21 protein-coding genes, 2 tRNA genes and 3 other RNA genes are annotated in these 23,880 nt (G+C 56.2%); 15 read left to right on the top strand and 11 right to left on the bottom strand.

Annotated features, from left to right (window positions below; all coding sequences use genetic code 11):
• Positions 1 to 5: 5 nt before the first annotated feature.
• From ACN9MQ_RS08125 to ghrA, 3 genes are all read right to left on the bottom strand, one after another.
• Positions 6 to 560 carry a TorD/DmsD family molecular chaperone gene (locus ACN9MQ_RS08125; protein WP_020884703.1) on the bottom strand — a complete coding sequence of 185 codons (555 nt, stop codon included), beginning with the start codon at positions 558 to 560 and terminating at the stop codon, positions 6 to 8.
• Between the two features lie 20 nt (positions 561 to 580).
• Positions 581 to 1,318: a phosphatase gene (locus tag ACN9MQ_RS08120; protein ID WP_014169516.1), complete on the bottom strand. Its 738-nt coding sequence runs from the start codon at positions 1,316 to 1,318 to the stop codon at positions 581 to 583.
• An 84-nt stretch (positions 1,319 to 1,402) separates the two neighbouring features.
• Positions 1,403 to 2,341 carry a glyoxylate/hydroxypyruvate reductase GhrA gene (gene ghrA / locus ACN9MQ_RS08115; RefSeq protein ID WP_020884704.1) on the bottom strand — a complete coding sequence of 313 codons (939 nt, stop codon included), beginning with the start codon at positions 2,339 to 2,341 and terminating at the stop codon, positions 1,403 to 1,405.
• 232 nt (positions 2,342 to 2,573) lie between these two features.
• Here ghrA and ACN9MQ_RS08110 point away from each other — a divergent pair.
• Both ACN9MQ_RS08110 and ACN9MQ_RS08105 read left to right on the top strand, forming a co-directional pair.
• Positions 2,574 to 2,661, top strand: a tRNA-Ser gene (locus ACN9MQ_RS08110).
• Between the two features lie 44 nt (positions 2,662 to 2,705).
• Positions 2,706 to 2,843, top strand: a non-coding RNA gene (locus tag ACN9MQ_RS08105) — RtT sRNA.
• Positions 2,844 to 2,963: 120 nt separating this feature from the next.
• Here the strand turns inward: ACN9MQ_RS08105 and ACN9MQ_RS08100 are convergent.
• A complete protein-coding gene (locus ACN9MQ_RS08100; protein WP_014169514.1) occupies positions 2,964 to 3,869 on the bottom strand; it encodes a LysR family transcriptional regulator in 906 nt (301 codons plus the stop codon).
• Between the two features lie 109 nt (positions 3,870 to 3,978).
• Here ACN9MQ_RS08100 and ACN9MQ_RS08095 point away from each other — a divergent pair, with 109 nt between their 5' ends.
• The 5 genes from ACN9MQ_RS08095 to ACN9MQ_RS08075 all read left to right on the top strand — a co-directional run bounded on the left by ACN9MQ_RS08095 (position 3,979) and on the right by ACN9MQ_RS08075 (position 6,319).
• Complete coding sequence (locus ACN9MQ_RS08095; RefSeq protein WP_148575905.1) at positions 3,979 to 4,839, top strand: pirin family protein; 861 nt, start codon at positions 3,979 to 3,981, stop codon at positions 4,837 to 4,839.
• Positions 4,840 to 4,859: 20 nt separating this feature from the next.
• Positions 4,860 to 5,537, top strand: a complete 678-nt coding sequence (locus ACN9MQ_RS08090; protein WP_040017121.1) for an isochorismatase family protein — start codon at positions 4,860 to 4,862, stop codon at positions 5,535 to 5,537.
• Between the two features lie 147 nt (positions 5,538 to 5,684).
• Positions 5,685 to 5,772 (top strand) — tRNA-Ser (locus ACN9MQ_RS08085).
• A gap of 45 nt (positions 5,773 to 5,817) precedes the next feature.
• Positions 5,818 to 5,955, top strand: a non-coding RNA gene (locus ACN9MQ_RS08080) — RtT sRNA.
• Between the two features lie 228 nt (positions 5,956 to 6,183).
• A non-coding RNA gene (locus ACN9MQ_RS08075) (RtT sRNA) lies at positions 6,184 to 6,319 on the top strand.
• Positions 6,320 to 6,435: 116 nt separating this feature from the next.
• Here ACN9MQ_RS08075 and phoH read toward each other — a convergent pair.
• The 4 genes from phoH to efeU form a co-directional block, all read right to left on the bottom strand.
• Positions 6,436 to 7,224: a phosphate starvation-inducible protein PhoH gene (gene phoH, locus ACN9MQ_RS08070; RefSeq protein ID WP_024908976.1), complete on the bottom strand. Its 789-nt coding sequence runs from the start codon at positions 7,222 to 7,224 to the stop codon at positions 6,436 to 6,438.
• Positions 7,225 to 7,723: 499 nt separating this feature from the next.
• Positions 7,724 to 9,007, bottom strand: coding sequence for an iron uptake transporter deferrochelatase/peroxidase subunit (efeB, locus tag ACN9MQ_RS08065; protein ID WP_163304477.1), 1,284 nt, complete (start codon positions 9,005 to 9,007; stop codon positions 7,724 to 7,726).
• Between the two features lie 5 nt (positions 9,008 to 9,012).
• Entirely contained in the window at positions 9,013 to 10,140 is a 1,128-nt protein-coding gene (efeO, locus tag ACN9MQ_RS08060) for an iron uptake system protein EfeO (RefSeq protein ID WP_426021589.1), read from the bottom strand.
• A gap of 42 nt (positions 10,141 to 10,182) precedes the next feature.
• Positions 10,183 to 11,016 carry an iron uptake transporter permease EfeU gene (gene efeU, locus ACN9MQ_RS08055; protein WP_410392388.1) on the bottom strand — a complete coding sequence of 278 codons (834 nt, stop codon included), beginning with the start codon at positions 11,014 to 11,016 and terminating at the stop codon, positions 10,183 to 10,185.
• 251 nt (positions 11,017 to 11,267) lie between these two features.
• Here efeU and ACN9MQ_RS08050 point away from each other — a divergent pair, with 251 nt between their 5' ends.
• On the top strand, positions 11,268 to 12,452 hold the full coding sequence (locus ACN9MQ_RS08050) for a NupC/NupG family nucleoside CNT transporter (RefSeq protein ID WP_014169507.1): 1,185 nt from the start codon (positions 11,268 to 11,270) through the stop codon (positions 12,450 to 12,452).
• 32 nt (positions 12,453 to 12,484) lie between these two features.
• Here ACN9MQ_RS08050 and ACN9MQ_RS08045 read toward each other — a convergent pair whose 3' ends face one another.
• Entirely contained in the window at positions 12,485 to 12,904 is a 420-nt protein-coding gene (locus ACN9MQ_RS08045) for a DUF3574 domain-containing protein (protein WP_426021588.1), read from the bottom strand.
• Between the two features lie 115 nt (positions 12,905 to 13,019).
• Positions 13,020 to 14,528: a sodium/proline symporter PutP gene (gene putP / locus ACN9MQ_RS08040; protein ID WP_020884712.1), complete on the bottom strand. Its 1,509-nt coding sequence runs from the start codon at positions 14,526 to 14,528 to the stop codon at positions 13,020 to 13,022.
• A 423-nt stretch (positions 14,529 to 14,951) separates the two neighbouring features.
• On the opposite strand from putP, the gene putA reads away from it, so the two are divergent.
• Both putA and ACN9MQ_RS08030 read left to right on the top strand, forming a co-directional pair.
• Complete coding sequence (gene putA, locus ACN9MQ_RS08035) at positions 14,952 to 18,914, top strand: trifunctional transcriptional regulator/proline dehydrogenase/L-glutamate gamma-semialdehyde dehydrogenase (RefSeq protein ID WP_063934352.1); 3,963 nt, start codon at positions 14,952 to 14,954, stop codon at positions 18,912 to 18,914.
• A 101-nt stretch (positions 18,915 to 19,015) separates the two neighbouring features.
• Positions 19,016 to 19,411 carry a lysozyme inhibitor LprI family protein gene (locus ACN9MQ_RS08030; protein WP_020884714.1) on the top strand — a complete coding sequence of 132 codons (396 nt, stop codon included), beginning with the start codon at positions 19,016 to 19,018 and terminating at the stop codon, positions 19,409 to 19,411.
• Here the strand turns inward: ACN9MQ_RS08030 and rutR are convergent.
• Positions 19,408 to 20,046 (bottom strand): HTH-type transcriptional regulator RutR, encoded by a 639-nt coding sequence (gene rutR / locus ACN9MQ_RS08025; protein WP_014169502.1) that lies wholly within the window; start codon positions 20,044 to 20,046, stop codon positions 19,408 to 19,410. The genes ACN9MQ_RS08030 and rutR overlap by 4 nt on opposite strands.
• Before the next feature lie 243 nt (positions 20,047 to 20,289).
• On the opposite strand from rutR, the gene rutA reads away from it, so the two are divergent.
• Genes rutA through ACN9MQ_RS08000 form a run of 5 tightly spaced genes read left to right on the top strand, consistent with a single transcriptional unit; the run spans position 20,290 to position 23,876 of the window.
• Positions 20,290 to 21,381: a pyrimidine utilization protein A gene (rutA, locus tag ACN9MQ_RS08020; RefSeq protein ID WP_025204484.1), complete on the top strand. Its 1,092-nt coding sequence runs from the start codon at positions 20,290 to 20,292 to the stop codon at positions 21,379 to 21,381.
• Positions 21,381 to 22,070 carry a pyrimidine utilization protein B gene (gene rutB, locus ACN9MQ_RS08015; protein WP_020884717.1) on the top strand — a complete coding sequence of 230 codons (690 nt, stop codon included), beginning with the start codon at positions 21,381 to 21,383 and terminating at the stop codon, positions 22,068 to 22,070. Before rutA ends, rutB begins: the two co-directional genes overlap by 1 nt.
• Positions 22,071 to 22,081: 11 nt before the next feature.
• Entirely contained in the window at positions 22,082 to 22,468 is a 387-nt protein-coding gene (gene rutC / locus ACN9MQ_RS08010; RefSeq protein WP_020884718.1) for a pyrimidine utilization protein C, read from the top strand.
• Positions 22,469 to 22,475: 7 nt separating this feature from the next.
• Positions 22,476 to 23,276, top strand: a complete 801-nt coding sequence (rutD, locus tag ACN9MQ_RS08005) for a pyrimidine utilization protein D (protein WP_020884719.1) — start codon at positions 22,476 to 22,478, stop codon at positions 23,274 to 23,276.
• 9 nt (positions 23,277 to 23,285) lie between these two features.
• Positions 23,286 to 23,876 carry a malonic semialdehyde reductase gene (locus ACN9MQ_RS08000; RefSeq protein ID WP_020884720.1) on the top strand — a complete coding sequence of 197 codons (591 nt, stop codon included), beginning with the start codon at positions 23,286 to 23,288 and terminating at the stop codon, positions 23,874 to 23,876.
• Positions 23,877 to 23,880 lie beyond the last annotated feature (4 nt).

Here is a 23,880-nt window from a genome sequence, read left to right as displayed (position 1 = left end):
CTAAATCACTCTTCATCCTCTTCTTCCAGCTCATCCCACATTGCCGCAATGGCGTCGCGGGTCAGCGGAGCCAGCGTTCTCCAGAACGGCGAGGTCGCATGTGCTTCAACTTTGCCGAGGAAAGTACCGCACCACGGCAGCAGATACGCTTCGAAGAGCGTTTCGATAGCCTCGTTCTCATCATCAGCGGCGTGATCTTCAATCCAGGATGCAGCCAGCAGCAACGTTCCGATATGGTCCGCAGGGGTATCCGTCAGCGGCATTCCGCGTTCAGAGAGAAACGCGCGCACTTCCGCTTCCGTCGCCCCTTCCTGCCAGGCTGAACGGTACGGCGAAACGCGGCATTCGTCGCCAATAAACAGTGCGTTGTAATCCGTTGAAATCTGCTGCATATCGCAACTTTTTTGCAGACGCTCCAGCAACTCATCCTGTTCCAGCGGCCAGTTTTGCGCCAGTTTCCCTTCACGAATCAGGGTAAAGAGTGGAACCAGCAGCGGGTCTTGCGGCTGACGATAGAACAGCGTACCCAGCACGCGGCAAAGGATGGAAAACTCATTCATTTTTTTATTCCATTACACAATTAAAGATCGGCAAATTCATCAATCGGATCCATTCCACGTGACTCGAGGAAATCAAGCATGCGGCGTGGGGTAACGTTAAGGATCCTGTCTTCCGGGAAATCCACGTCATTCAGTATTTTCAGGCATTCACTAAAATCACCCAGCGTAAACGCGGTATGGGAATCGGAACCCAGCGCCACCATGCCACCGGCATCCCGCACTGCTGCTGCAACGGCGCGACAGTTTGCTTCACTGCCCTTACGCGAGTGAACAAAAGAAGAGTTATTGATCTCCAGCGCCACGCGGTGTTTCGCTGCCGCCTGGGCAACAGCCTCGATATCAATCGGGTATTTAGGATTACCCGGATGAGAAATAATGTGCACGTTGCCGCTGGCTATAGCAGCAATCATCGCTCGGGTGTTCGTCTCTTTATCCTGCGGCGCGAAAACCGGCTCGTGGAAACCGGCAAGGATCAGATCCAGAGAGGTCAGCATCGGTCCGGTACAGTCGATTTCACCGTCTGTATTTTTAATGTTTGCCTCGATGCCGCGCAGTATCCCAATACCGTCCACCAGACGTGGCCAGATCCGCATATTCACAAAATGCCAGTAGTGCGGCGCATCTGCCATGTCCGGGCCGTGATCGGTAATCGCAAAAAGCGTAATGCCCTTGCGTTTCGCTTGCGCGATATAATCATGGAGGTTGCTATACGCGTGGGTACTGGCGACGGTGTGCATATGCAGGTCAACGGGATACATCTTTCTCTCCTCTGCGGTTTTTCCAAAGGATAGCAGTTATCTGCAGCGAATATTAGCAAAAACCCGGCTAACGCCGGGTTTCACTCAGTAGCCGCGCTGTCTGTCGACCTGTCCGGTTACCGGATGGCCCTGCTCCATCTCACTGATGGTGTGGGTAATATAGGCCACAGCTTCCGCCGGACGCGTGACCGCTGCAATGTGCGGCGTCATCGCCACACGCGGATGTGCCCACAGCGGGCTTTCGGCCGGTAACGGCTCGCGGCTGTACACATCCAGCATCGCCCCTTTCAGTTTTCCGCTGTTCAGCGCCTGCAGCAGATCGGACTCAACAAGGTGTACCCCGCGCGCCAGGTTCATTACGTAACTCTGGTCAGCCAGTTGATTAAGCAGTGCACCATTGATAATCCCCACCGTTTCGGCCGTATTTGGCAGCAGGTTGATGAGCACGCGCGTACCGTTCAGGAACGCAGGAAGCTCATCAGCGCCGGCAAAACTTTCTACGCCCGGATAATCCTTGCGGCTACGGCTCCAGCAGCGCAGTGGGAAGCCCCACGGGGCAAGTGCTTCAGCGACTTTTGAGCCGAGCACGCCAGCCCCGAGGATACCAATGGTAAAATCTTCGCGCTGATAATCCGGCAGCGGCTCCCAGTGGGATTGCTGTTTTAGTGCCTGATAGTCGTCGAAGCGGCGGAACCAGTGCAGCACCTGGCTGACGGCATACTCCTGCATTTGCTGGCCCATGCCGGTATCTTCCAGACGGAAAAGAGGGATCTCTTCCGGCAGCATTTCAGGGTGTGCTTTCAGTTTGCTCAGAATCGAATCCACGCCGGCGCCCAGTGCAAAAACGGCCTTCAGTTTACGGCCCTGGAGCATTTCTACCGGCGGATGCCAGACCAGCGCGTAGTCAGCATGTTCGTTATCACCACGTTTCCACTCCCGCACGCGCGCCCCGGGCAACGCCGCCGAAAGTGCCTTAATCCAGTAAGCAGTATCAAAAGTGGGGTGATAGAAGATTATATCCATAGTCATTCCTGCCTTTTATTGCGCTGTTTTGTGTTCATTTTCAACTGGATTGCCAGCATAACAAATTTTTCCCGCCACCGCGTTGTTGATAAAAAAGGCGCTTTCAGCACATTTAAAAGCCATGTTGACTGAAGTTTGTCTAAATGCGCTGATTTACTGAAAAAGTGAGTTGACGCCAGTTCGGCTTTTCCTTACATTAGCGCCCGTCCCGGCAACAACGGGATGACAATATGGTGAGGTGTCCGAGTGGCTGAAGGAGCACGCCTGGAAAGTGTGTATACGGCAACGTATCGGGGGTTCGAATCCCCCCCTCACCGCCATCTTTAAGATAAGAGCTCGTACGAAAGTACGGGCTTTTTTCTTTTATATTCCCCGGACAGGGGGGATGAGAATCCCCGACCGGGGTTCGACAACTGGCGACAGCCAGTTGGACAGACTGAGCGCGCAGCGAACAGGCTGCCCGCAGGGCGAGCGACGCGAGTCAATCCCCCCCTCACCGCCATATTCAAGATGAGAGCGCGTACGAAAGTACGGGCTTTTTTCTTTTATATTCTCCGCCAGTGCAGCATGAGACCTTGTGTGGTGTAAGATCCTCACCCTCGCTCCAGGGGAGAGGGAAAGATTAATCTTCCACCATCCGGGCATACTCTTCGGTAAGAAAATCCACCAATGCCCTGACAGACGGGAGTAACCCGCGTCTTGAAGGATACACAGCATGAATCACCTCACGTCGTGGCTCCCAGGCATCAAGTACGCGAATGAGGTCCCCTGACGCAAGCTGATCTTTCACCATCAATATCGGCAACTGCACCACGCCGATACCCGCTATAGCCGCTTCACGCAGCGCCAGCATATCGGTAGTGATCAGGCGAGGATGGTAATGGATTTCCGCCTTCGCCCCTTCGGGACCGCTCAGTTCCCATTTATGGATGTGTTTACCCTCGTTCGTGCTTAATCCAGGCCAGGCACTGAGTTCAGAGGGCACCAACGGTTTACCCATCCTTTGAATCAACGCCGGTCCAGCGACCAGGCAATGTCCCCGGTCAGCCAGTACCCTTAACACCAGATCGCTGTCATCGAACGGACGCGGGCGCACACGGATCGCGACATCAATCCCCTCCCCCACCAGGTCTACCCGCCGGTTGGTTGCCTCAAGCTGCAGCGCGATCCCTGGATAGCGCGCCATAAATCTCGCCAGCATCGGGCCAACATGGACATGCAACAATGTTATCGGGCAGGTGATCCTGACAATACCGCGCGGCTCAGCCTGTAACGCGGCCACCGCCTCCTCAGCAGCTTCTGCTTCCACCATCATCGCTTTACAGTGCTGATAGAAGGTCTGGCCAACTTCTGTCACCGTAAACTGCCGCGTTGTGCGATGTATTAACCGTACGCCAAGCCGCTCTTCCAGCTGAGCTATCCGGCGGCTTAGCCGGGACTTCGGCAAATCGAGCGCACGCCCCGCGGCAGCAAAACCACCGTAGTCGACCACCTTCACAAACCAGACGAAGTCATTGAGATCCTGCATAAATCCTCATCGTTCTATTTTTAGAACAGTGAATGCCATTTTCACTATCTACCGGGATATTAACGCTGAATATAAGCTAATTACATCAACAACGCTTCAGGAGTTCATCATGAAAAACGTAACAGGCGTGTATACCGCTCCCCGTCAACACTGGGTTGGTGATGGTTTCCCGGTACGTTCAATGTTTTCTTACCAGACACACGGCGAGCCGCTCAGCCCGTTCTTGCTGCTGGACTACGCCGGGCCATACACCTTCCCGGCGGATGGGGTAAAGCGCGGCGTCGGCGAGCATCCGCACCGGGGTTTCGAAACGGTCACCCTCGTCTATTCCGGCGAAGTTGAACATCGCGATTCCACCGGCAGAGGCGGCGTAATAGGCCCCGGGGACGTGCAATGGATGACGGCGGGCGCTGGCATTTTGCACGAGGAGTTCCACTCCAGCGCGTTCGCGCAGAAAGGCGGTGAACTGAAAATGATGCAGCTGTGGGTCAACCTGCCTGCCAAAGACAAAATGGCGGCGCCGGGCTACCAGAGCATCACTAAGGCGGAAATCCCTGTGGTCACACTGCCGGATAACAGCGGCTCGCTGCGGGTTATCGCAGGTCGCTACGAGGATGTTGATGGCCCCGCGCACACCTTTTCACCGCTAAACGTCTGGGACATTGCGCTCAATCAGGGTAGCCATCTCACGCTCAGTCAGCCGGAGGGCTGGAGCACGGCGCTGGTTGTGATGGAAGGCACCATTACGGTGAACGGAACAGCCCAGGCAGGTGAGGCGCAGCTGGTTGTATTAAGCCAGCAAGGCGACACGCTCCATCTGGAAGCGAGCCTCGATGCCAAAGTCCTGCTGATGGCCGGCGAGCCGCTGAATGAACCCATCGTGGGCTATGGGCCATTTGTGATGAACAGTAAAACCGAAATCGCGGAAGCCATTCGTGATTTCAACTCCGGCCGCTTCGGCCAGATCTGATGGTAATAAAGGAGAAGAAGATGTCTGCACCTGCAAATTTTAACGGCTCACGCCCGGTTATTGATGTAAACGATGCGGTGATGTTGCTTATCGATCACCAGAGCGGACTTTTCCAGACCGTGGGGGATATGCCAATGCCAGAGTTGCGCGCACGTGCTGCGGCGCTGGCAAAAATCGCTACCCTGGCGAAGATCCCGGTGATCACCACCGCTTCTGTTCCACAGGGACCGAATGGCCCCCTTATTCCGGAGATCCACGCTAATGCACCACATGCGCAATACGTTCCACGTAAAGGTGAGATCAACGCCTGGGATAACCCGGAGTTTGTGGCTGCGGTGAAAGCCACCGGGCGCAAAACGTTGATCATCGCCGGCACCATCACCAGCGTCTGCATGGCGTTTCCCTCTATTAGCGCAGTCGCGGAGGGTTATAAAGTGTTTGCGGTTATTGATGCCTCCGGCACCTACAGCAAAATGGCTCAGGAGATCACTCTGGCGCGCGTGGTCCAGGCCGGGGTGGTACCAATGGATACCGCGGCGGTTGCCTCTGAGATCCAGCGGACATGGAACCGGGAAGATGCAGCCGAGTGGGCTGAAGTGTATACCCATATCTTCCCTGCCTATCAGTTGCTGATCGAAAGCTATACCAGAGCACAAGAGGTGGTCAAAAACAGCGAAGTGCTCGATTCACAGCGTTAATCACCGGCTCCACGGTCAAAAAGACGTGGAGCTGATTATTGCTTAACCGAACAAGCACTAAAGCAGAAAATCTGCTTGACCGTTTTAGCGCAACTCCCTATAGTAGCGCCCCGTTGCCCCCCAAGCGGTCAGGCAGCAAAACAATATGGTGAGGTGTCCGAGTGGCTGAAGGAGCACGCCTGGAAAGTGTGTATACGGCAACGTATCGGGGGTTCGAATCCCCCCCTCACCGCCATCTTCAAGATAAGAGCTCGTACGAAAGTACGGGCTTTTTTCTTTTATATTCCCCGGACAGGGGGGGATGAGAATCCCCGACCGGGGTTCGACAACTGGCGACAGCCAGTTGGACAGACTGAAAGCGCAGCGAACAGGCTGCCCGCAGGGCGAGCGAAGCGAGTCAATCCCCCCCTCACCGCCATCTTCAAGATAAGAGCTCGTACGAAAGTACGGGCTTTTTTCTTTTATATCCCCCGGACAGGGGGGGATGAGAATCCCCAACCGGGGTTCGACAACGGGCGACAGCCAGTTGGACAGACTGAGCGCGCAGCGAACAGGCTGCCCGCAGGGCGAGCGACGCGAGTCAATCCCCCCCTCACCGCCATATTCAAGATAAGAGCTCGTACGAAAGTACGGGCTTTTTTCTTTTATATCCTCCGGACAGGGGGGATGAGAATCCCCGACCGGGGTTCGACAACTGGCGACAGCCTGTTGGACAGACTGAGCGCGCAGCGAACAGGCTGCCCGCAGGGCGAGCGAAGCGAGTCAATCCCCCCTCACCGCCATATTTAAGATGAGAGCGCGTACGAAAGTACGGGCTTTTTTCTTTTATTTTCCCCGGACAGGACGCCTGCACAAAAAACAAAGCCCGGTTTCCCGGGCCTTGAACACAACGGCTAACTCAATAGTACGCTTGCAGCGTGCGCTGGCAGAGCGCTGAACGCACGCAGTCTTCTTTCGTGAAGCGTACCACCCCAATCATCTCATCTTCCTCAAAACGTGACATGGCGTCGCTCAGTCCGGACTTCACGCCCGACGGCAGATCGCACTGGGTAATATCACCATTGACGATGACCGTCACGTTTTCCCCGAGGCGCGTTAAAAACATCTTCATTTGCGCTGCGGTCACGTTCTGAGCCTCGTCAAGAATGACGACCGCATTTTCAAATGTACGTCCGCGCATATAAGCGAACGGCGCGATTTCCACCTTGCCAATCTCTGGTCGCAGACAGTACTGCATAAAGGATGCTCCCAGACGTTTCACCAGCACGTCATAGACGGGCCTGAAGTAAGGGGCAAACTTCTCTGAAATATCTCCGGGCAAGAAGCCAAGATCTTCATCAGCCTGCAGTACCGGACGGGTGACAATAATTCTCTCCACGTCTTTATGGATCAGCGCCTCTGCCGCTTTGGCTGCACTGATCCACGTTTTCCCGCATCCGGCTTCGCCGGTTGCAAAGATGAGCTGTTTACTCTCGATAGCATTCAGGTAGTGCGCCTGAGCCTCATTGCGCGCCACAATTGGAGAATTATCACGGCTGTCTCGGGCCATGCCAATTGCTTCTACGCCACTCATCTGCACAAGCGAGGTGACCGATTCTTCTTCACGCTGTTTATGACTACGTGAATCCCGTCTCAGCACACGTTTTGCTTCGCGACGAGCTTTGATCACTGCTTTTTGTCTTCCCATGGATAGCACCTTGAGTTGTTGGTATTCATCACACGTGCCAGTTTCAGCACGATTATGCGCACGAACATCAGAGGGTTGGCTTCCTTGTAAGCCATTGCTTGCTTTACCGGATGACGCAACAGAACGGCTACGCGCACCATTCTGCACGTCGGTCGAAAGAGATTCTTGAGTCGAGGGGGATAATTTTGTGGTGAGGAAATCGCTGCCGGAGTCTGAGCCTCCGCGCCGGGTGCTGCGGGTGTTGTGTTTACCATGTCCAGTACAGGACGCAACCATTCGCGATCTCCATAGTGATTCAGCATCACTGCCGGGAACTACCGCTGTCTTATCTTAAGTACATCAGGAGTTATCATAAATGCAACATTTATTTTACCTGAACGTAACTTTAAGACTGTCCCTACAGTGGAAATCAGTCTCATACAGGAATATTACAGAAATATAACAGCAGGACAGGCATATGAAAAAATAATGTCCCCGCGAATTATCGCAGGGACAATTATCAGGCTTCAATCAACCCTTGAGCGAGATAGGCGTTGCGATCGCGTGCGCCAGGCAGGGCAAAGAAATAACCGCCGCCGATGGGTTTAATGTACTCTTCCAGCGCTTCCCCGTTTAAGCGTTTCTGTACGGTCAGGAAGCCCTTCTCCAGGTCGTGCTGATAGCAGACAAACAGCAGCCCCATATCGAGTTGGCCGGCGTTGGTTACGCCAAGTGAGTAGCTATATCCCCGACGCATCATCAGGCTGGATTGTGTCTCTTTGGTACGCGGATTAGCCAGGCGGATATGGCTGTCCAGTGCGATGACATCGCCATTCGGATCGCTGGCGTAGTCAGGCACATCATGCTCGTTCTTCATCCCGAGCGGAGCGCCACTCTGTTTATCGCGGCCAAAAATCGTCTGCTGCTCTTTGAGCGGCGTACGGTCCCAGAACTCCACGTGGAACTGAATAATCCGCACCGCCTGATAACTTCCCCCCACAGCCCATGCCGGCTCGCCCTGATCGGCCGTCACCCAGACCACCTCTTTCATGAGCGGATCATTACGGCTGTCCGGGTTGGCCGTGCCGTCTTTAAAGCCCAGCAGGTTAACCGGCGTCTCTTTCCCTTTGCTGCGGGCGGCATGGTCAGAGATAAACCCTTCCCGCTTCCAGCGAACGCTCAGCAGGTCCGGCGTGTGCTTAATGATGTCGCGCAGCGCGTGGATCACCGTATCCTGGGTGTTGGCGCAAATTTGCAGGAGCAGATCGCCATGGCAGAGAGCAGCATCCAGAGAGTCATTCGGGAAACGCGTCATTTTCTGCAGCGCTTTTGGCTTCTGTTTTGCCAGCCCGTAGCGCGCATCAAACAGCGACTCACCGAGCGAAACGGTTATCGTCAGGTTATCCGGAGCGATAAATGCCCCGAGGATACCGGAATCCATCGGCGGCAGACGCGGGTTAGGCGTGTCCGGCGCCGGACCACCGGCGGTGAGAAACGCGATGCGCGTCGTCAGCAGGCGGAACAAACGCTCAAGATCGGCTTTATCGCTTGCCAGCGAATCAAAAGCCACCAGCATCATGGAGGCCTGCTGTGGCGTCAGAATGCCCGACTGATGCTCGCCATAAAAAGGCTGCGTCTCCATGCGTGCATTGGGTGACAGCGTGCCTGGAGCACTTTGCGGTTTCGCCGCATGCACCACCGGGCACCCTCCGGCCAGAGCAAGGGCGCCCCCCAGCGCCCCTACTCCTTTTAACAATCGACGACGTGAAGGTTCTACCACGTCGTGTTCATTCTGCTTGTTCATCGTGCTTAATCCAGACCCAGTACGCCACGCAGCAGGGAGAGATCTTCCGCCAGTGTGGTAATCGGGCCTTTCAGCACGTTACGGTCGGCATCGGTCAGTTTATCGTAGGTTTCAAACCCGTCTTTGGTACGGTACTTCGCCAGAATGGTGTCGACTTTTTTGAAGTTGGCATCCACTTTCGCCAGCAGTTCGCTGTTATCTTTCTGCAACTGAGGACGCAGCAGATCGACAATTTTCTGCGCGCCATCGACGTTGGCCTGGAAGTCCCACAGGTCGGTGTGGCTGTAACGGTCTTCTTCACCGCTGATTTTACTTGCCGCCACTTCTTCAATCAGACCCGCGGCACCGCCCACCACTTTTGATGGCGGGAAGGCCAGCTCACTGATGCGTTTTTGCAGCTCAAGCACGTCACTGTTCAGCTGATTGGCATATTTATCCATCCCTTTGAGAGAGTTATCGCCAAACAGGGCTTTCTCCAGACGGTGGAACCCGGTAAATTTCGGGTCGGCTGCTTTTTGCTCAAAATCATCTTCACGGGCATCAATGCTGCCATCCAGGTCAGAGAACAACTCGGCAATCGGCTCAATCCGCTCATAATGCTGACGGGTTGGCGCATACAGGGATTTCGCTTTCGCGATATCGCCCGCTTTTACTGCATCGGTGAAGGCTTTGGTACCGGTAGCCAGGTCCGCCGTCTCTTTGATGACATACGCTTTATAAGCAGTAATCGCATCACCCAGGCTCAACAGGGCCGTGCCTTTTCCGGCGTCGGCCGTGGCGTCACCCTTCACGATAAGCTTGCCTTTAGGGTTCGTCAGCAGCCCACAGGTCATCTCATATTCACCCGGCTGCAGGTTGGCGGTCATCTTCTGACTAAAGCCCGGCGCGATATTTTCACGCTCTTCCACCACCATGACGCCTTTCAGGATTTCCCACTCCAGCGCCTTCTGGCTGTGGTTCTGAATAATAAACTGGGTTTTGCCGCTGTTGACCGTAATGGTCATCGGCTCGCACTGCTTATCATTGACCGAAACCTTGACCTGCGGAACATCCGCGCCCCAGGCGGAAAATGCTGAAGCGAACAGCGCGGCAATGCCTGCGCATAACGCACTACGACGGAACTGAATTGCCATGACTCTTCCCTTTAAAAGTATGTTGTAACTAATGCAGTCAGATTACGGCGCAACGCGCGACGTCTGAGTGCCCGTGCGCGGCGGCATGGCAAACAGCACCAGCGCCGGAACCAAATAGATAAAGTACATCGCCACTTCGCTGACGCTCGGCGTTTCCTGGTAACCAAAAATACCTTCGAGCAAGGTACCGGTCAGGGAGTGCGTTGAGAGCACATTACTGAGGTCGAACGCCACTTCCTGGAAGTGATTCCACAGGCCCGCTTCGTGGAAAGCGCGGATCGCCCCCGCCGCCAGCCCAGCAGCCACCAGCAGAATAAACAGGCTGGTCCATTTAAAGAACGCACCCAGGTTAAGTCGAATGCCGCCCCAGTAGAGCAGGAAGCCCAGCACCACCGCAGTGGCCAGACCCAGCATCGCACCCAGCGGTGGCCAGATCCCCACATCCTGCTGAAATGCCGCCAGCAGGAAGAAAACCGACTCCAGCCCTTCCCGCGCCACGGCGAAAAAGACCATCATGATCAGCGCCCAGCCGTGGTTATTGCCCTTTTGCAGGGCGTTATCCACCGCCAGCTCCAGCTGCACCTTCACGTTGCGGGACACTTTACGCATCCAGAACACCATCCAGGTGAGGATTACCACGGCAATAACGGCCACGATCCCTTCAAACAACTCTTGCTCTTTCTGGGGAAACTCACCGGTGGTTTCATTGATAAGAATGCCAAGGCCCAGACAGAGTGCTGCGGCGAGGAATACCCCTATCCACATGACACCGATCCAGCGTCCACGCTGGGTTCGCTTCAGATAACTGGCGATGAGGCTGACGATGAGGGCCGCTTCGAGACCTTCACGTAACATAATGAGAAATGGAACAAACATGCCGACACCTTAAATGTTTATCGCGGTCAACTGATGCAAAGAAAGGTAAATTCTTGTGATAGTGATTATCATTACGCCAGCAAGAAAAACAAGCGAAATGTGTGTTGTTTTGATGACGAGTTGTAAACACCCAGCCTGGTAATAATTGCTGGCGTTATCGTTAAGTTTATAAGTTATAGCGAAAATGCCCATTTACGGTTAATCAGGGCTGTGGCTAAATATCTGCCTCAAAAACCAACTGAAAATTAACCATGTTTAACATTATCCATTTCCTGCTGGCGCTGGTGATTATTCTTGCGCTTGCCTGGCTGGTGAGTTTCGACCGCCGAAAAATTCGCATTCGTTTTGTCTTACAGCTGATTGTCATTGAAATAGCCCTGGCGTTCTTTTTCCTTCATGCCGAAAGCGGGCTGTTCATTATTAAATATGTCTCGGGATTCTTTGAGTCACTGCTGAAATTCGCGGCTGAAGGCACCAATTTCGTCTTTGGCGGGATGGGTGAAAAAGGACTGGCGTTCATTTTCCTCGGCGTACTCTGCCCGATTATTTTTATCTCCGCACTGATTGGTATTCTTCAGCACTGGCGAATTCTGCCGATTTTTATTCGGGTAATCGGGACACTGCTGTCAAAACTGAATGGCATGGGTAAGCTGGAATCGTTCAACGCGGTGAGCTCGCTGATCCTCGGACAGTCTGAAAACTTTATTGCCTACAAGGGTGTACTGGGCGACCTCTCCTCTCGTCGTCTCTTCACCATGGCGGCCACGGCCATGTCGACGGTATCTCTGTCGATTGTCGGTGCCTATATGACCATGCTCGACGCCAAATTTGTCGTTGCCGCGCTCATCCTGAACATGTTCAGCACCTTTATTATTCTCTCCATTATCAACCCGGCGCGCCCGGAAGCAGAGCCGGACATCAAGCTTGAAAAGCTGCACGAGTCCCAGAGCTTCTTCGAAATGCTTGGCGAGTATATTCTGGCCGGTTTTAAAGTGGCGATGATTATTCTGGCGATGCTGATTGGCTTTATTGCCCTTATTAGCGCCGTTAACGCCCTCTTCTCCAGCGTATTTGGTATGAGCTTCCAGCAGATCCTGGGCTATGTATTTTACCCGCTGGCATGGCTGGTTGGTATTCCGCTGAGCGACGCGTTGAATGCCGGCAGTATTATGGCAACCAAGCTGGTCGCAAATGAATTTGTGGCAATGATTGAGCTGCAAAAAATTGCGCATCAGATGTCACCACGCGGACTGGGCATTTTGTCCGTTTTCCTGGTGTCGTTCGCTAACTTTGCCTCTATCGGCATTGTGGCCGGGGCGATCAAAGGCCTGAACGAGCAACAGGGGAACGTGGTATCGCGTTTTGGCTTACGTCTGGTGTATGGCGCGACGCTGGTCAGTTTACTGTCCGCCAGCTTTGCAGGACTGGTGCTGTAAGCGATAACGGCGGGTTCTCCCGCCGTTTTTCATTAAAACTGCACGCACACCGGCTGATCGACCCGCATCACCGACTCCTGCGCGAAGCGTGATTTATAAATACCGCGCAACACTTCAATATTCTTCTCGCTCTGCGCATCTTTACCGTGGATCAGCATAAGCGCCTTGCTCGGTTCACGCGCCACTTTCCCATCGTTACCCAGCCACTGCCCGCGCGCATCAAAGACCGTCAGGCCATCGCGAAAACGCGGCGTCACGTCCTGGTCAACGAACTGCTGCCACTCGCCGGTGGTGATTTGCGCCCCTGCGGGACGGTTTAGCCCGAAATAGAGCGTGGTTTGCTGCATCTGGTTATCTGCTTTGCAGGTCTCCATCGCCGCGTGTTGCGACGGCACACTGCAGCCCGCCAGCATCAATAATGCCGCTGCCATTACCCCTGTTTTGATTGTCATGCTTCGCTATCCTCATTGTTATAAGCACAGCGATATCATCGTAAATTGCGGATTTTGGCAAGAAAAAAGCCGGGTAGCGCGCGCGCTTACCCGGCCTATCTATCAGCGAAAAAGATTACTCAGCCTGCAGCTTAGACGGCGGTGCAGTGTGATAGTGTGCGTCTGCTTCAGCAAAACGTTTCTGCATTGAGGCAGAAGGCGCTTTACCCAGCAGGCTGAACACCACAATGCCGATACTGCCGAAGATGAAGCCCGGGATAATTTCGTACAGACCGAGCCAGGCGAACTGCTTCCAGACGATAACGGTAAGCGCACCGATAATCATCCCCGCCAGCGCGCCGTTGCGGGTCATGCGCGACCACAGCACCGAGAAGAGCACCACCGGACCAAACGCCGCACCAAAGCCCGCCCACGCGTAGCTCACCAGGCCCAGCACGCGGTTCTCAGGGTTTGCCGCCAGTGCAATGGCAATTAAGGCCACCACCAGCACCATGAAACGCCCCACCCATACCAGCTCTTTCTGGCTCGCATCTTTACGCAGGAACGCTTTGTAGAGGTCTTCGGTGATTGCACTCGAGCAGACCAGCAGCTGGCAGCTCAGGGTGGACATCACGGCCGCCAGGATCGCGGAGAGCAGAATACCGGCAATCCACGGGTTGAACAGAATGCCCGCCAGTTCGATGAACACACGCTCGGCATTCTGGTTTACTGCCCCTGCCTGCGCCGGGTTATTGTTGAAGTAAGCGATGCCGAAGAAGCCAACCGCACAGGCACCCGCCAGGCAGAGGATCATCCACGTCATACTGATACGACGGGCATGAACAATCGTGTGGTGAGAGTCAGCGGCCATGAAGCGCGCCAGAATGTGCGGCTGACCGAAGTAGCCCAGACCCCAGCCCATCAGAGAAACGATGGCGACAAAGTTCAGCCCTTTCAGCATGTCGACGTTTTCAATGCTCTTCTGCTTAATCACTTCCAGCGAATCAGCAAAGCCGCCGACGGTGAAGATGACAATGACTGGCGTCAGGATCAGAGCGAAGATCATCAGGCTCGCCTGCACGGTGTCAGTCCAGCTTACGGCCAGGAAACCGCCCACGAAGGTATAGAGAATGGTTGCCGCAGCACCGGCCCACAACGCCGTTTCATAGCTCATGCCGAAGGTGCTTTCGAACAGGCGCGCACCGGCCACAATGCCAGAGGCACAATAGATGGTGAAGAACACGAGGATAACCAGCGCAGAGATAATGCGCAGCACGCGGCTGTTATCTTCAAAGCGTCCGGTGAAGTAATCCGGCAGGGTCAACGCATTGTTGTTGGCTTCGGTATGCACGCGCAGACGGCCTGCAACCAGCTTCCAGTTGATCCATGCCCCGACGGTCAGGCCAATGGCGATCCAGCTTTCAGATATACCGGAGATGAAAATCGCCCCCGGCAGCCCCATCAGCAGCCAGCCGCTCATGTCGGACGCGCCCGCAGAGAGTGCGGTGACCATCGGCCCTAAGCTACGCCCGCCCAGAATGTAGTCGTCAAAGTTCTTTGTTGAACGCCATGCCAAAAACCCTATCAGGATCATGCCAAATATATAAACGAGAAATGTCACCAGCATCGGTGTGCTAATTGCCATTCAAATTCTCCAAAATGTCGAGCGACAACCGTCCGGGTTGCCTTGTTATGTCATCACCGGAACGTAGTGATGTGTGTATGTGTTTCTGTTGGCCGCGCGTATCCTGCCGTAAGCAGTGCTCGCACACAAACGATTTAACACTGCATTTACATCAAATTCATCCCTGGTTTTATACGTCTTTCGTATAGGTTGCACTCGCTCACGCTTTTACGGGTTGCACCTTTTAAAAGTGTTAAGTCCCGCATAAAAACAGGCCTCTCATCCAGAAGCCAGCACTTTTTTCCAGCTAACCATCTCTTAACAATCCATTCATTTTCTGGGTTGCAAACCAGGTCACATTTAACACGGTTGCACAAAGTTGCAACATGGTGGATATTTCACGCTATCAATAGCACACGACGACAGAACAACAGGAGCTTTGGCATGGGTATGACCACCATGGGGGTTAAGCTGGATGACGCAACCCGCGAACGGATTAAGACCGCAGCAACCCGCATTGACCGCACGCCGCACTGGCTAATCAAGCAGGCGATTTTTAACTACCTCGAAAGACTCGAAAGCGATGAGGGGCTGCCAGAGCTGCCCGCGCTGCTGGCGGGTGCAGCCAATGAAAGTGATGAGGTTTCCGCCGCTGCTGACGAAAACCATCAGCCGTTCCTTGAATTCGCCGAGCAGATCCTGCCTCAGTCGGTCAGTCGCGCCGCCATTACCGGTGCTTACCGTCGTGCCGAAACCGACGCCGTACCGATGCTGCTGGAGCAGGCCCGTCTGCCAGAAGCCATTGCCTCTCAGGCGCACAGCCTGGCGTATCAGCTTGCCGACAAACTGCGTAACCAGAAAAATGCCACCGGCCGCGCCGGAATGGTACAGGGTCTGCTGCAGGAGTTTTCCCTCTCCTCTCAGGAGGGCGTAGCGCTGATGTGTCTGGCGGAAGCGTTGTTGCGTATTCCTGACAAAGCCACCCGTGACGCACTGATCCGCGACAAAATCAGCAACGGTAACTGGCAGTCACACATTGGCCGCAGCCCGTCGCTGTTCGTCAACGCGGCGACCTGGGGCCTGCTGTTTACCGGCCGACTGGTCTCGACTCATAACGAAGCCAACCTCTCTCGCTCCCTGAACCGCATCATCGGCAAGAGCGGTGAACCGCTGATCCGCAAAGGCGTGGATATGGCGATGCGCCTGATGGGCGAGCAGTTTGTTACCGGCGAAACCATCGCGGAAGCGCTGGCCAACGCCCGTAAGCTCGAAGATAAAGGTTTCCGCTACTCTTACGACATGCTGGGTGAAGCGGCGCTGACCGCCGCCGACGCGCAGGCTTATATGGTCTCTTACCAGCAGGCGATTCACGCCATTGGTAAAGCGTCAAACGGTCGCGGTATTTATGAAGGCCCGGGGATCTCCATCAAGCTCTCGGCCCTGCATCCGCGCTACAGCCGTGCGCAGTACGACCGGGTGATGGAAGAGCTCTATCCGCGCCTGAAATCCCTGACCCTGCTGGCGCGCCAGTACGACATCGGTATCAACATCGATGCCGAAGAGGCCGACCGCCTGGAGATCTCCCTCGATCTGCTGGAAAAACTGTGCTTCGAGCCGGAACTGGCAGGCTGGAACGGAATTGGTTTCGTTATCCAGGCGTATCAGAAACGTTGTCCGTTCGTGATTGATTACCTGATTGACCTGGCAAGCCGCAGCCGCCGTCGCCTGATGATCCGCCTGGTAAAAGGCGCCTACTGGGACAGCGAAATTAAACGCGCCCAGATGGAAGGTCTGGAAGGCTATCCGGTCTATACCCGCAAGGTTTACACCGATGTCTCGTACCTTGCCTGCGCGAAAAAACTGCTCGGCGTGCCGAACCTGATTTACCCGCAGTTTGCCACCCATAACGCCCACACCCTGGCGGCCATCTACAGCCTGGCCGGACAGAACTACTATCCGGGTCAGTATGAGTTCCAGTGCCTGCACGGCATGGGTGAACCGCTGTACGAGCAGGTCACCGGTAAAGTGGCGGATGGCAAACTGAACCGTCCGTGCCGTATTTATGCCCCGGTGGGCACCCATGAAACCCTGCTGGCGTACCTGGTGCGTCGTCTGCTGGAGAACGGGGCGAACACCTCCTTCGTTAACCGTATCGCCGATACCACCCTGCCGCTTGACGAGCTGGTTGCCGATCCGGTGCAGGCGGTTGAGAAGATGGCGGCCCAGGAAGGTCAGATTGGCCTGCCGCATCCGAAGATCCCGCTGCCGCGCGAACTGTACGGCAAAGGTCGTGTGAACTCCGCGGGCCTGGACCTGGCGAACGAACACCGTCTGGCCTCCCTCTCCTCCGCCCTGCTCAACAGCGCGCTGCAGAAATGGCAGGCCAAACCGATTCTGGAGCAGCCCGTCGCTGATGGCGAAATGCAGCCCGTGATTAACCCGGCGGAGCCAAAAGATATCGTCGGCTACGTGCGTGAAGCAACCGAAGCAGAAGTGGATCAGGCGCTGGACAGCGCGGTGAATAACGCGCCAATCTGGTTCGCGACGCCGCCGCAAGAGCGTGGCGCCATTCTGGAACGTGCTGCGGTGCTGATGGAAGACCAGATGCAGTCGCTCATCGGGATCCTGGTGCGCGAAGCAGGTAAAACCTTCAGCAACGCCATTGCCGAAGTTCGTGAAGCGGTCGACTTCCTGCACTACTACGCAGGCCAGGTTCGTGATGATTTCGATAACGAAACCCACCGTCCTCTCGGTCCGGTGGTGTGTATCAGTCCGTGGAACTTCCCGCTGGCGATCTTCACCGGCCAGATTGCCGCCGCACTTGCCGCAGGCAACAGCGTGCTGGCAAAACCGGCGGAGCAGACCCCGCTGATTGCCGCTCAGGGTATTAACATTCTGCTGGAAGCGGGCGTGCCTGCGGGTGTCGTACAGCTGTTGCCGGGCCGCGGTGAAACGGTCGGGGCGAAACTGACCGCCGATAACCGAGTGCGCGGCGTGATGTTTACCGGCTCGACTGAAGTGGCCTCCCTGCTGCAGCGCAATATCGCCACCCGTCTTGATGCACAGGGGCGTCCAACGCCGCTCATCGCTGAAACCGGCGGCATGAACGCCATGATCGTCGACTCCTCCGCGCTCACCGAGCAGGTGGTGGTCGATGTTCTCGCCTCCGCCTTCGACAGCGCGGGCCAGCGCTGTTCCGCCCTGCGCGTGCTGTGTCTGCAGGATGACGTGGCAGACCACACGCTGAAGATGCTGCGCGGCGCGATGGCCGAATGCCGCATGGGTAACCCGGGCCGTCTCACGACCGATATCGGGCCGGTTATCGACGCGGAAGCCAAAGCAAATATCGAAAACCACATTCAGACCATGCGCGCCAAAGGCCGTCCGGTCTTCCAGGCCGTGCGTGAAAACAGCGAGGATGCCCGCGAGTGGCAGACCGGCACCTTTGTGCCGCCAACGCTGATTGAACTGGCCAGCTTCGACGAGCTGAAAAAAGAGGTCTTTGGCCCGGTATTGCACGTGGTGCGCTACAACCGTAACAACCTCAACGAGCTGATTGAACAGATTAACGCCTCCGGCTATGGCCTGACCCTCGGCGTGCATACCCGCATCGATGAGACCATCGCTCAGGTGACCGGCAGCGCTAAAGTAGGCAACCTGTACGTCAACCGTAACATGGTCGGCGCGGTAGTGGGCGTACAGCCGTTCGGCGGTGAAGGTCTGTCAGGTACCGGTCCAAAAGCCGGTGGTCCACTCTACCTGTACCGTCTGCTGGCAAACCGTCCGGACAATGCGCTCGGCGTGACGCTGGCACGTCAGGATGCCGAACGTCCGGTGGACGCGCAGCTGAAGGCCGTGCTGACACAGCCGCTTGAAGCGCTCATCACGTGGGCAGAAAAACGCCCGGAACTGCGCGCTGTCGCACAGCAGTATGGCGAACTGGCGCAGGCGGGTACGCAGCGCCTGCTGCCGGGGCCAACCGGTGAGCGCAACACCTGGACGCTGATGCCGCGCGAGCGTGTGCTGTGCGTGGCGGACAACGAGCAGGATGCGCTGGTTCAGCTGGCCGCTGCTGCTGCAACCGGTTGTGAAGTGCTGTGGCCGGAAGATGCACTGCATCGTGACCTCGCGAAACAGCTGCCGAAAGCGGTCTCTGCCCGCATTCATTTTGCGAAGCCCGATGCTCTGCTGACTCAGCCGTTTGATGCCGTTATCTATCACGGTGATTCCGACCAGCTGCGCGAACTGTGCGAGCAGGTGGCGGCCCGCAGCGGTGCGATTGTTTCGGTGCAGGGCTTTGCCCGCGGCGAAACCAATCTGCTGCTGGAACGTCTGTACGTGGAGCGCTCGCTCAGCGTGAACACCGCGGCGGCGGGCGGTAACGCGAGCCTGATGACAATCGGTTAATCGTGTAAAATATCCCCGGTGGCACTACGCTTACCGGGGTGACAAAAAAACCCAGGGCCGGATAAGCACAGCGCATCCGGCTTTTTTACATGGAGGGGATGATGAAAAGATATCTGATCGCGGGGGCTGCATTGCTGCTGAGCGCGAACGCGCTGGCAGAAGAATGCGCAAATGCGACCACCCAGCTTGAAATGAACACCTGTACGGCGCAGCAGTACCAGGCAGCCGATAAAAAACTGAATCAGACGTATCAGGCTGCCATCAAACGCGCAGAAGCCCCACAGCGTGAGCTTCTGAAAAAGGCACAGCAGGCGTGGATTGCCCTGCGCGATGCCGACTGCAACTTTATCGGGTCGGGTACTGAGGGAGGCAGCGTCCAGCCGATGATCATCAGCCAGTGCCTGAACGAAAAAACCGTTGAGCGTGAAGCGTTTCTTGCCTCACTGATGCAGTGTGAAGAGGGCGATTTAAGCTGCCCTCTTCCACCGGGAAACTAACGCACGCGGATCCCTTCAATGATCATCTGCTGAACGTTTTCCAGCGTGCTGTGGAAAAACGCCTCATCCTGGAGCGTTTTACCGGTCACCGCTTCAACCTGGGCCGCAAAGTCAGCGTAATGCTGAGTGGAGGCCCAAATCATAAAGATCAGATGATGCGGGTCAACTGGAGCCAGCTTCCCGCCCGCCACCCATCCGGCAATAATGGCCGATTTCTCGTCAACCAGCTGTTTTAAATCCCCGGTCAGTTCCGCCTGCAACAGCGGTGCGCCCTGCAGCATCTCCAGGCAGAACAGCCGTGACGCCTGCGGATAATCACGCGACACCTCCAGCTTCAGGCGAATGTACTCCCTGATCGCCACCAGCGGGGCAAGCTCTTCGCGAAACGCCTTGAGCGGCGCCAGCCAGATATCGAGGATCTGTTGCATCACCGCAATATAAAGCGCCTCTTTCGACGGATAGTAGTAGAGCAGATTCGTTTTCGACACCCCGGCCTGTTCTGCCACCTGCTCAAGACGCGTGCCATGAATACCAAACTGCGAAAAGGTCTCCAGCGCCGCACTCAGGATGGCCTGCTTCTTCGCACTGACCGCCTGCGAACGTTTACCGGGTGTTTTCACTGCACCTTGTGTCATTCCCGCTCTCCATATTTTGCGTTGCCATCAGCATAGCAAAACCCCTCACCGACCACGACACTCTGCACTCCGATCGCGCATGAATGCCTGTTTTCTGTGCAATGTTTTTGACCATTTAGTCCACATTTGCATATCTCAATTAACCAACCATTGATTAACACATTAATAACAAAGCCATTTTCAAAACTGGCATTGCCTTTGCAAAACCCTTTTTACCTGCAACGTCGTAAAGAGAGGTTCGTGATGAAAATTGGCGTATTTGTACCTATCGGCAACAACGGCTGGCTAATCTCGACCACCGCCCCGCAATACATGCCTACTTTTGAGCTGAATAAAGCTATCGTGCAGAAGGCGGAGCACTACCATTTCGATTTTGCGCTTTCGATGATCAAACTGCGGGGTTTCGGCGGCAAAACCGAATTCTGGGATCACAACCTGGAGTCCTTCACCCTGATGGCCGGGCTGGCAGCCGTCACCTCGCGCATTCAGATCTACGCGACGGCCGCGACCCTCACCCTGCCGCCAGCGATCGTTGCCAGAATGGCCTCCACCATCGACTCCATTTCCGGTGGTCGCTTTGGCGTTAACCTGGTTACGGGCTGGCAAAAACCTGAGTATGAGCAGATGGGGATCTGGCCGGGCGACGAGTATTTCTCCCGCCGCTATGACTACCTGACCGAGTATGTGCAGGTGCTGCGCGATCTCTGGGGCACCGGCAAAAGCGACTTCAAAGGTGATTACTTCACCATGAACGACTGCCGCGTCAGCCCGCAGCCTTCCGCCCCGATGAAAGTGATCTGCGCCGGGCAGAGCGACGCAGGAATGGAATTCTCCGCTAAATACGCCGACTTCAACTTCTGCTTTGGCAAAGGCGTGAATACCCCAGCCGCCTTCGCCCCGACCGCGGCACGCATGAAAGAGGCCGCGGACAAAACCGGTCGCGATGTGGGTTCCTATGTCCTGTTTATGGTCATTGCCGACGAAACCGACGACGCCGCCCGCGCGAAATGGGAACGGTATAAGGCGGGCGCGGACGACGAAGCGCTGAGCTGGCTCACCGAACAGAGCCAGAAAGATACCCGTTCCGGCTCGGACACCAACGTCCGTCAGATGGCCGACCCGACCTCAGCGGTCAACATCAACATGGGCACGCTGGTCGGTTCCTATGCCAGCGTCGCCAGAATGCTCGATGAAGTGGCCGCCGTGCCCGGAGCGGAAGGCGTGCTGCTGACCTTCGATGAGTTCCTGACCGGTGTGGAAACATTCGGCGAGCGCATTCAGCCGCTGATGCAGTGCCGCGCCCACATTCCTGCCATCACAAAGGAGGTCGCGTAATGACCACGCTTGCAGCACGTCCGGAAGCCATCACCTTTGCGCCGCACCAAAGCGCCCTGATTGTGGTGGATATGCAAAACGCCTATGCCAGCCAGGGCGGCTATCTGGATCTGGCGGGATTTGACGTCTCCGCCACCCGACCGGTAATTGAGAACATTAAAACCGCAGTCAACGCAGCCCGCGCGGCAGGCATGCTGATCGTCTGGTTCCAGAACGGCTGGGACGATCAATATGTGGAGGCCGGTGGCCCGGGCTCTCCCAATTTCCATAAATCGAACGCCCTGAAAACCATGCGCAAACGGCCCGAACTGCAGGGCACACTGCTGGCGAAAGGCAGCTGGGATTACCAGCTGGTGGATGAGCTGGTGCCAGAGGCAGGCGATATCGTGCTGCCCAAACCACGCTACAGCGGCTTTTTCAACACCCCGCTCGACAGCCTGCTGCGCAGCCGGGGGATCCGTCATCTGGTCTTTACCGGCATCGCTACCAACGTCTGCGTGGAATCCACCCTGCGCGACGGCTTCTTCCTGGAATATTTTGGCGTGGTGCTGGAAGACGCCACCCATCAGGCCGGGCCGGCGTTTGCGCAGCAAGCGGCCCTGTTCAACATCGAAACCTTTTTTGGCTGGGTCAGCAACGTCGCGGATTTTTGCGACGCCCTGAATCCACCATTAGCCCGTATTGCCTGAGGAACAAGACCATGCCGAAATCCGTGATTATTCCGCCAGGAACCAGTACCCCGATTGCCCCGTTCGTGCCCGGCACGCTGGCCGATGGTGTGGTGTATGTATCCGGCACGCTGCCGTTTGATCAGCACAATAACGTGGTCTACCCCAACGACCCAAAGGCGCAAACCCGCCACGTGCTGGAGACGATCAAAAAAGTGATCGAAACAGCGGGTGGCACAATGGAGGATGTGACGTTCAACAGTATCTTTATCACCGACTGGAAAAACTACGCCGCGATTAACGACATTTACGCCGAATTCTTTCCCGGTGATAAACCGGCCCGGTTCTGCATTCAGTGTGGGCTGGTGAAGCCAGATGCGCTGGTTGAAATCGCGACCGTTGCACACATCGCAAAGTGAGGCGGCCATGAAGCTCTCTGTCTCACCTCCCCCTTACGACGGCGCGCCCACGGTTGTCCTGATTGCCGGGCTTGGCGGGGGCGGCAGCTACTGGCTACCGCAGCTTGCCGTCCTGGAGCAAGAGTACCAGGTGGTGTGCTACGACCAGCGCGGGACGGGCAATAATCCCGACGTGCTGCCGGAAGCATATAGTCTGGCGATGATGGCCGACGAGCTGGCCCGGGCGCTGAATGCCGCCGGGATCGTTCGTTACTGCGTCGTGGGTCATGCGCTGGGGGCGCTGATCGGCCTGCAGCTGGCGCTCGACCACCCCGATGCCCTCAGCGCGCTGGTGTGCGTGAACGGCTGGCTCACTCTGAATGCTCATACCCGACGCTGTTTCCAGATCCGCGAACGCCTGCTTCATGCAGGCGGCGCACAGGCGTGGGTAGAGGCACAGCCGCTGTTTCTTTACCCGGCCGACTGGATGGCCGCCCGCGCGCCGCGCCTGGAGGCCGAGGAGGCCCTGGCACTGGCCCACTTCCAGGGCAAAAACAACCTGCTGCACAGGCTGAATGCCCTGAAGAAAGCGGACTTCAGTCGCCATGCGTCACGCATTCACTGCCCGGTACACCTCATCTGCTCCGCCGACGATCTGCTCATCCCTGCGGTCTGTTCCACTGAGCTGCAGGCGGCCATCCCCGGCAGCCACAAGGTGGTAATGCGCCAGGGCGGGCACGCCTGCAACGTCACCGAGCCAGAAACTTTTAATACGCTGCTGCTGAACGGGCTTGCCAGCCTGCTGCACAGCCCTGAACCCGCTTTATAAGGAGCCCTGATGAGCGAAGCGATTACCCCTGGCGCGCTGGCATCACTGTTTACCGGCGCACGCACCCATAACGGCTGGCAGGCGATCCCCGTCAGCGACGAGACGCTGCGCGAGATCTACGACCTGATGAAATGGGGTCCCACGTCCGCCAACTGCTCGCCAGCGCGGATTGTGTTTGTACGAAGCGCAGAGGGAAAAGAAAAACTGCGCCCGGCGCTTTCCAGCGGCAACCTGGAGAAAACCCTCACCGCCCCGGTCACGGCGATTGTCGCCTGGGATAGTGAATTTTATGAACGCCTGCCCGTCCTGTTCCCCCACGGGGATGCGCGGAGCTGGTTTACCTCAAGCCCGGCGCTTGCCGAAGAGACCGCCTTTCGCAACAGCGCGATGCAGGCGGCTTACCTGATTTTCGCCTGTCGGGCGCTGGGGCTCGATACGGGCCCGATGTCAGGCTTTGATCGCCAAAAAGTCGACGACGCGTTTTTCACCGGCACGTCGCTAAAAAGTAATCTGCTTATCAATATTGGCTATGGCGATACCAGCAAACTCTACGGCCGTTTGCCGCGTCTGGCCTTTGAAGACGCATGCGCACTGGCATAAGGAG

This window comes from Enterobacter sp. R-25 (genome assembly GCF_049913205.1).
Lineage (GTDB): Bacteria > Pseudomonadota > Gammaproteobacteria > Enterobacterales > Enterobacteriaceae > Enterobacter > Enterobacter ludwigii.
The sequence above is the reverse complement of the archived record's forward strand: the minus strand, read 5'-3'. Positions and strand labels throughout refer to the sequence as shown.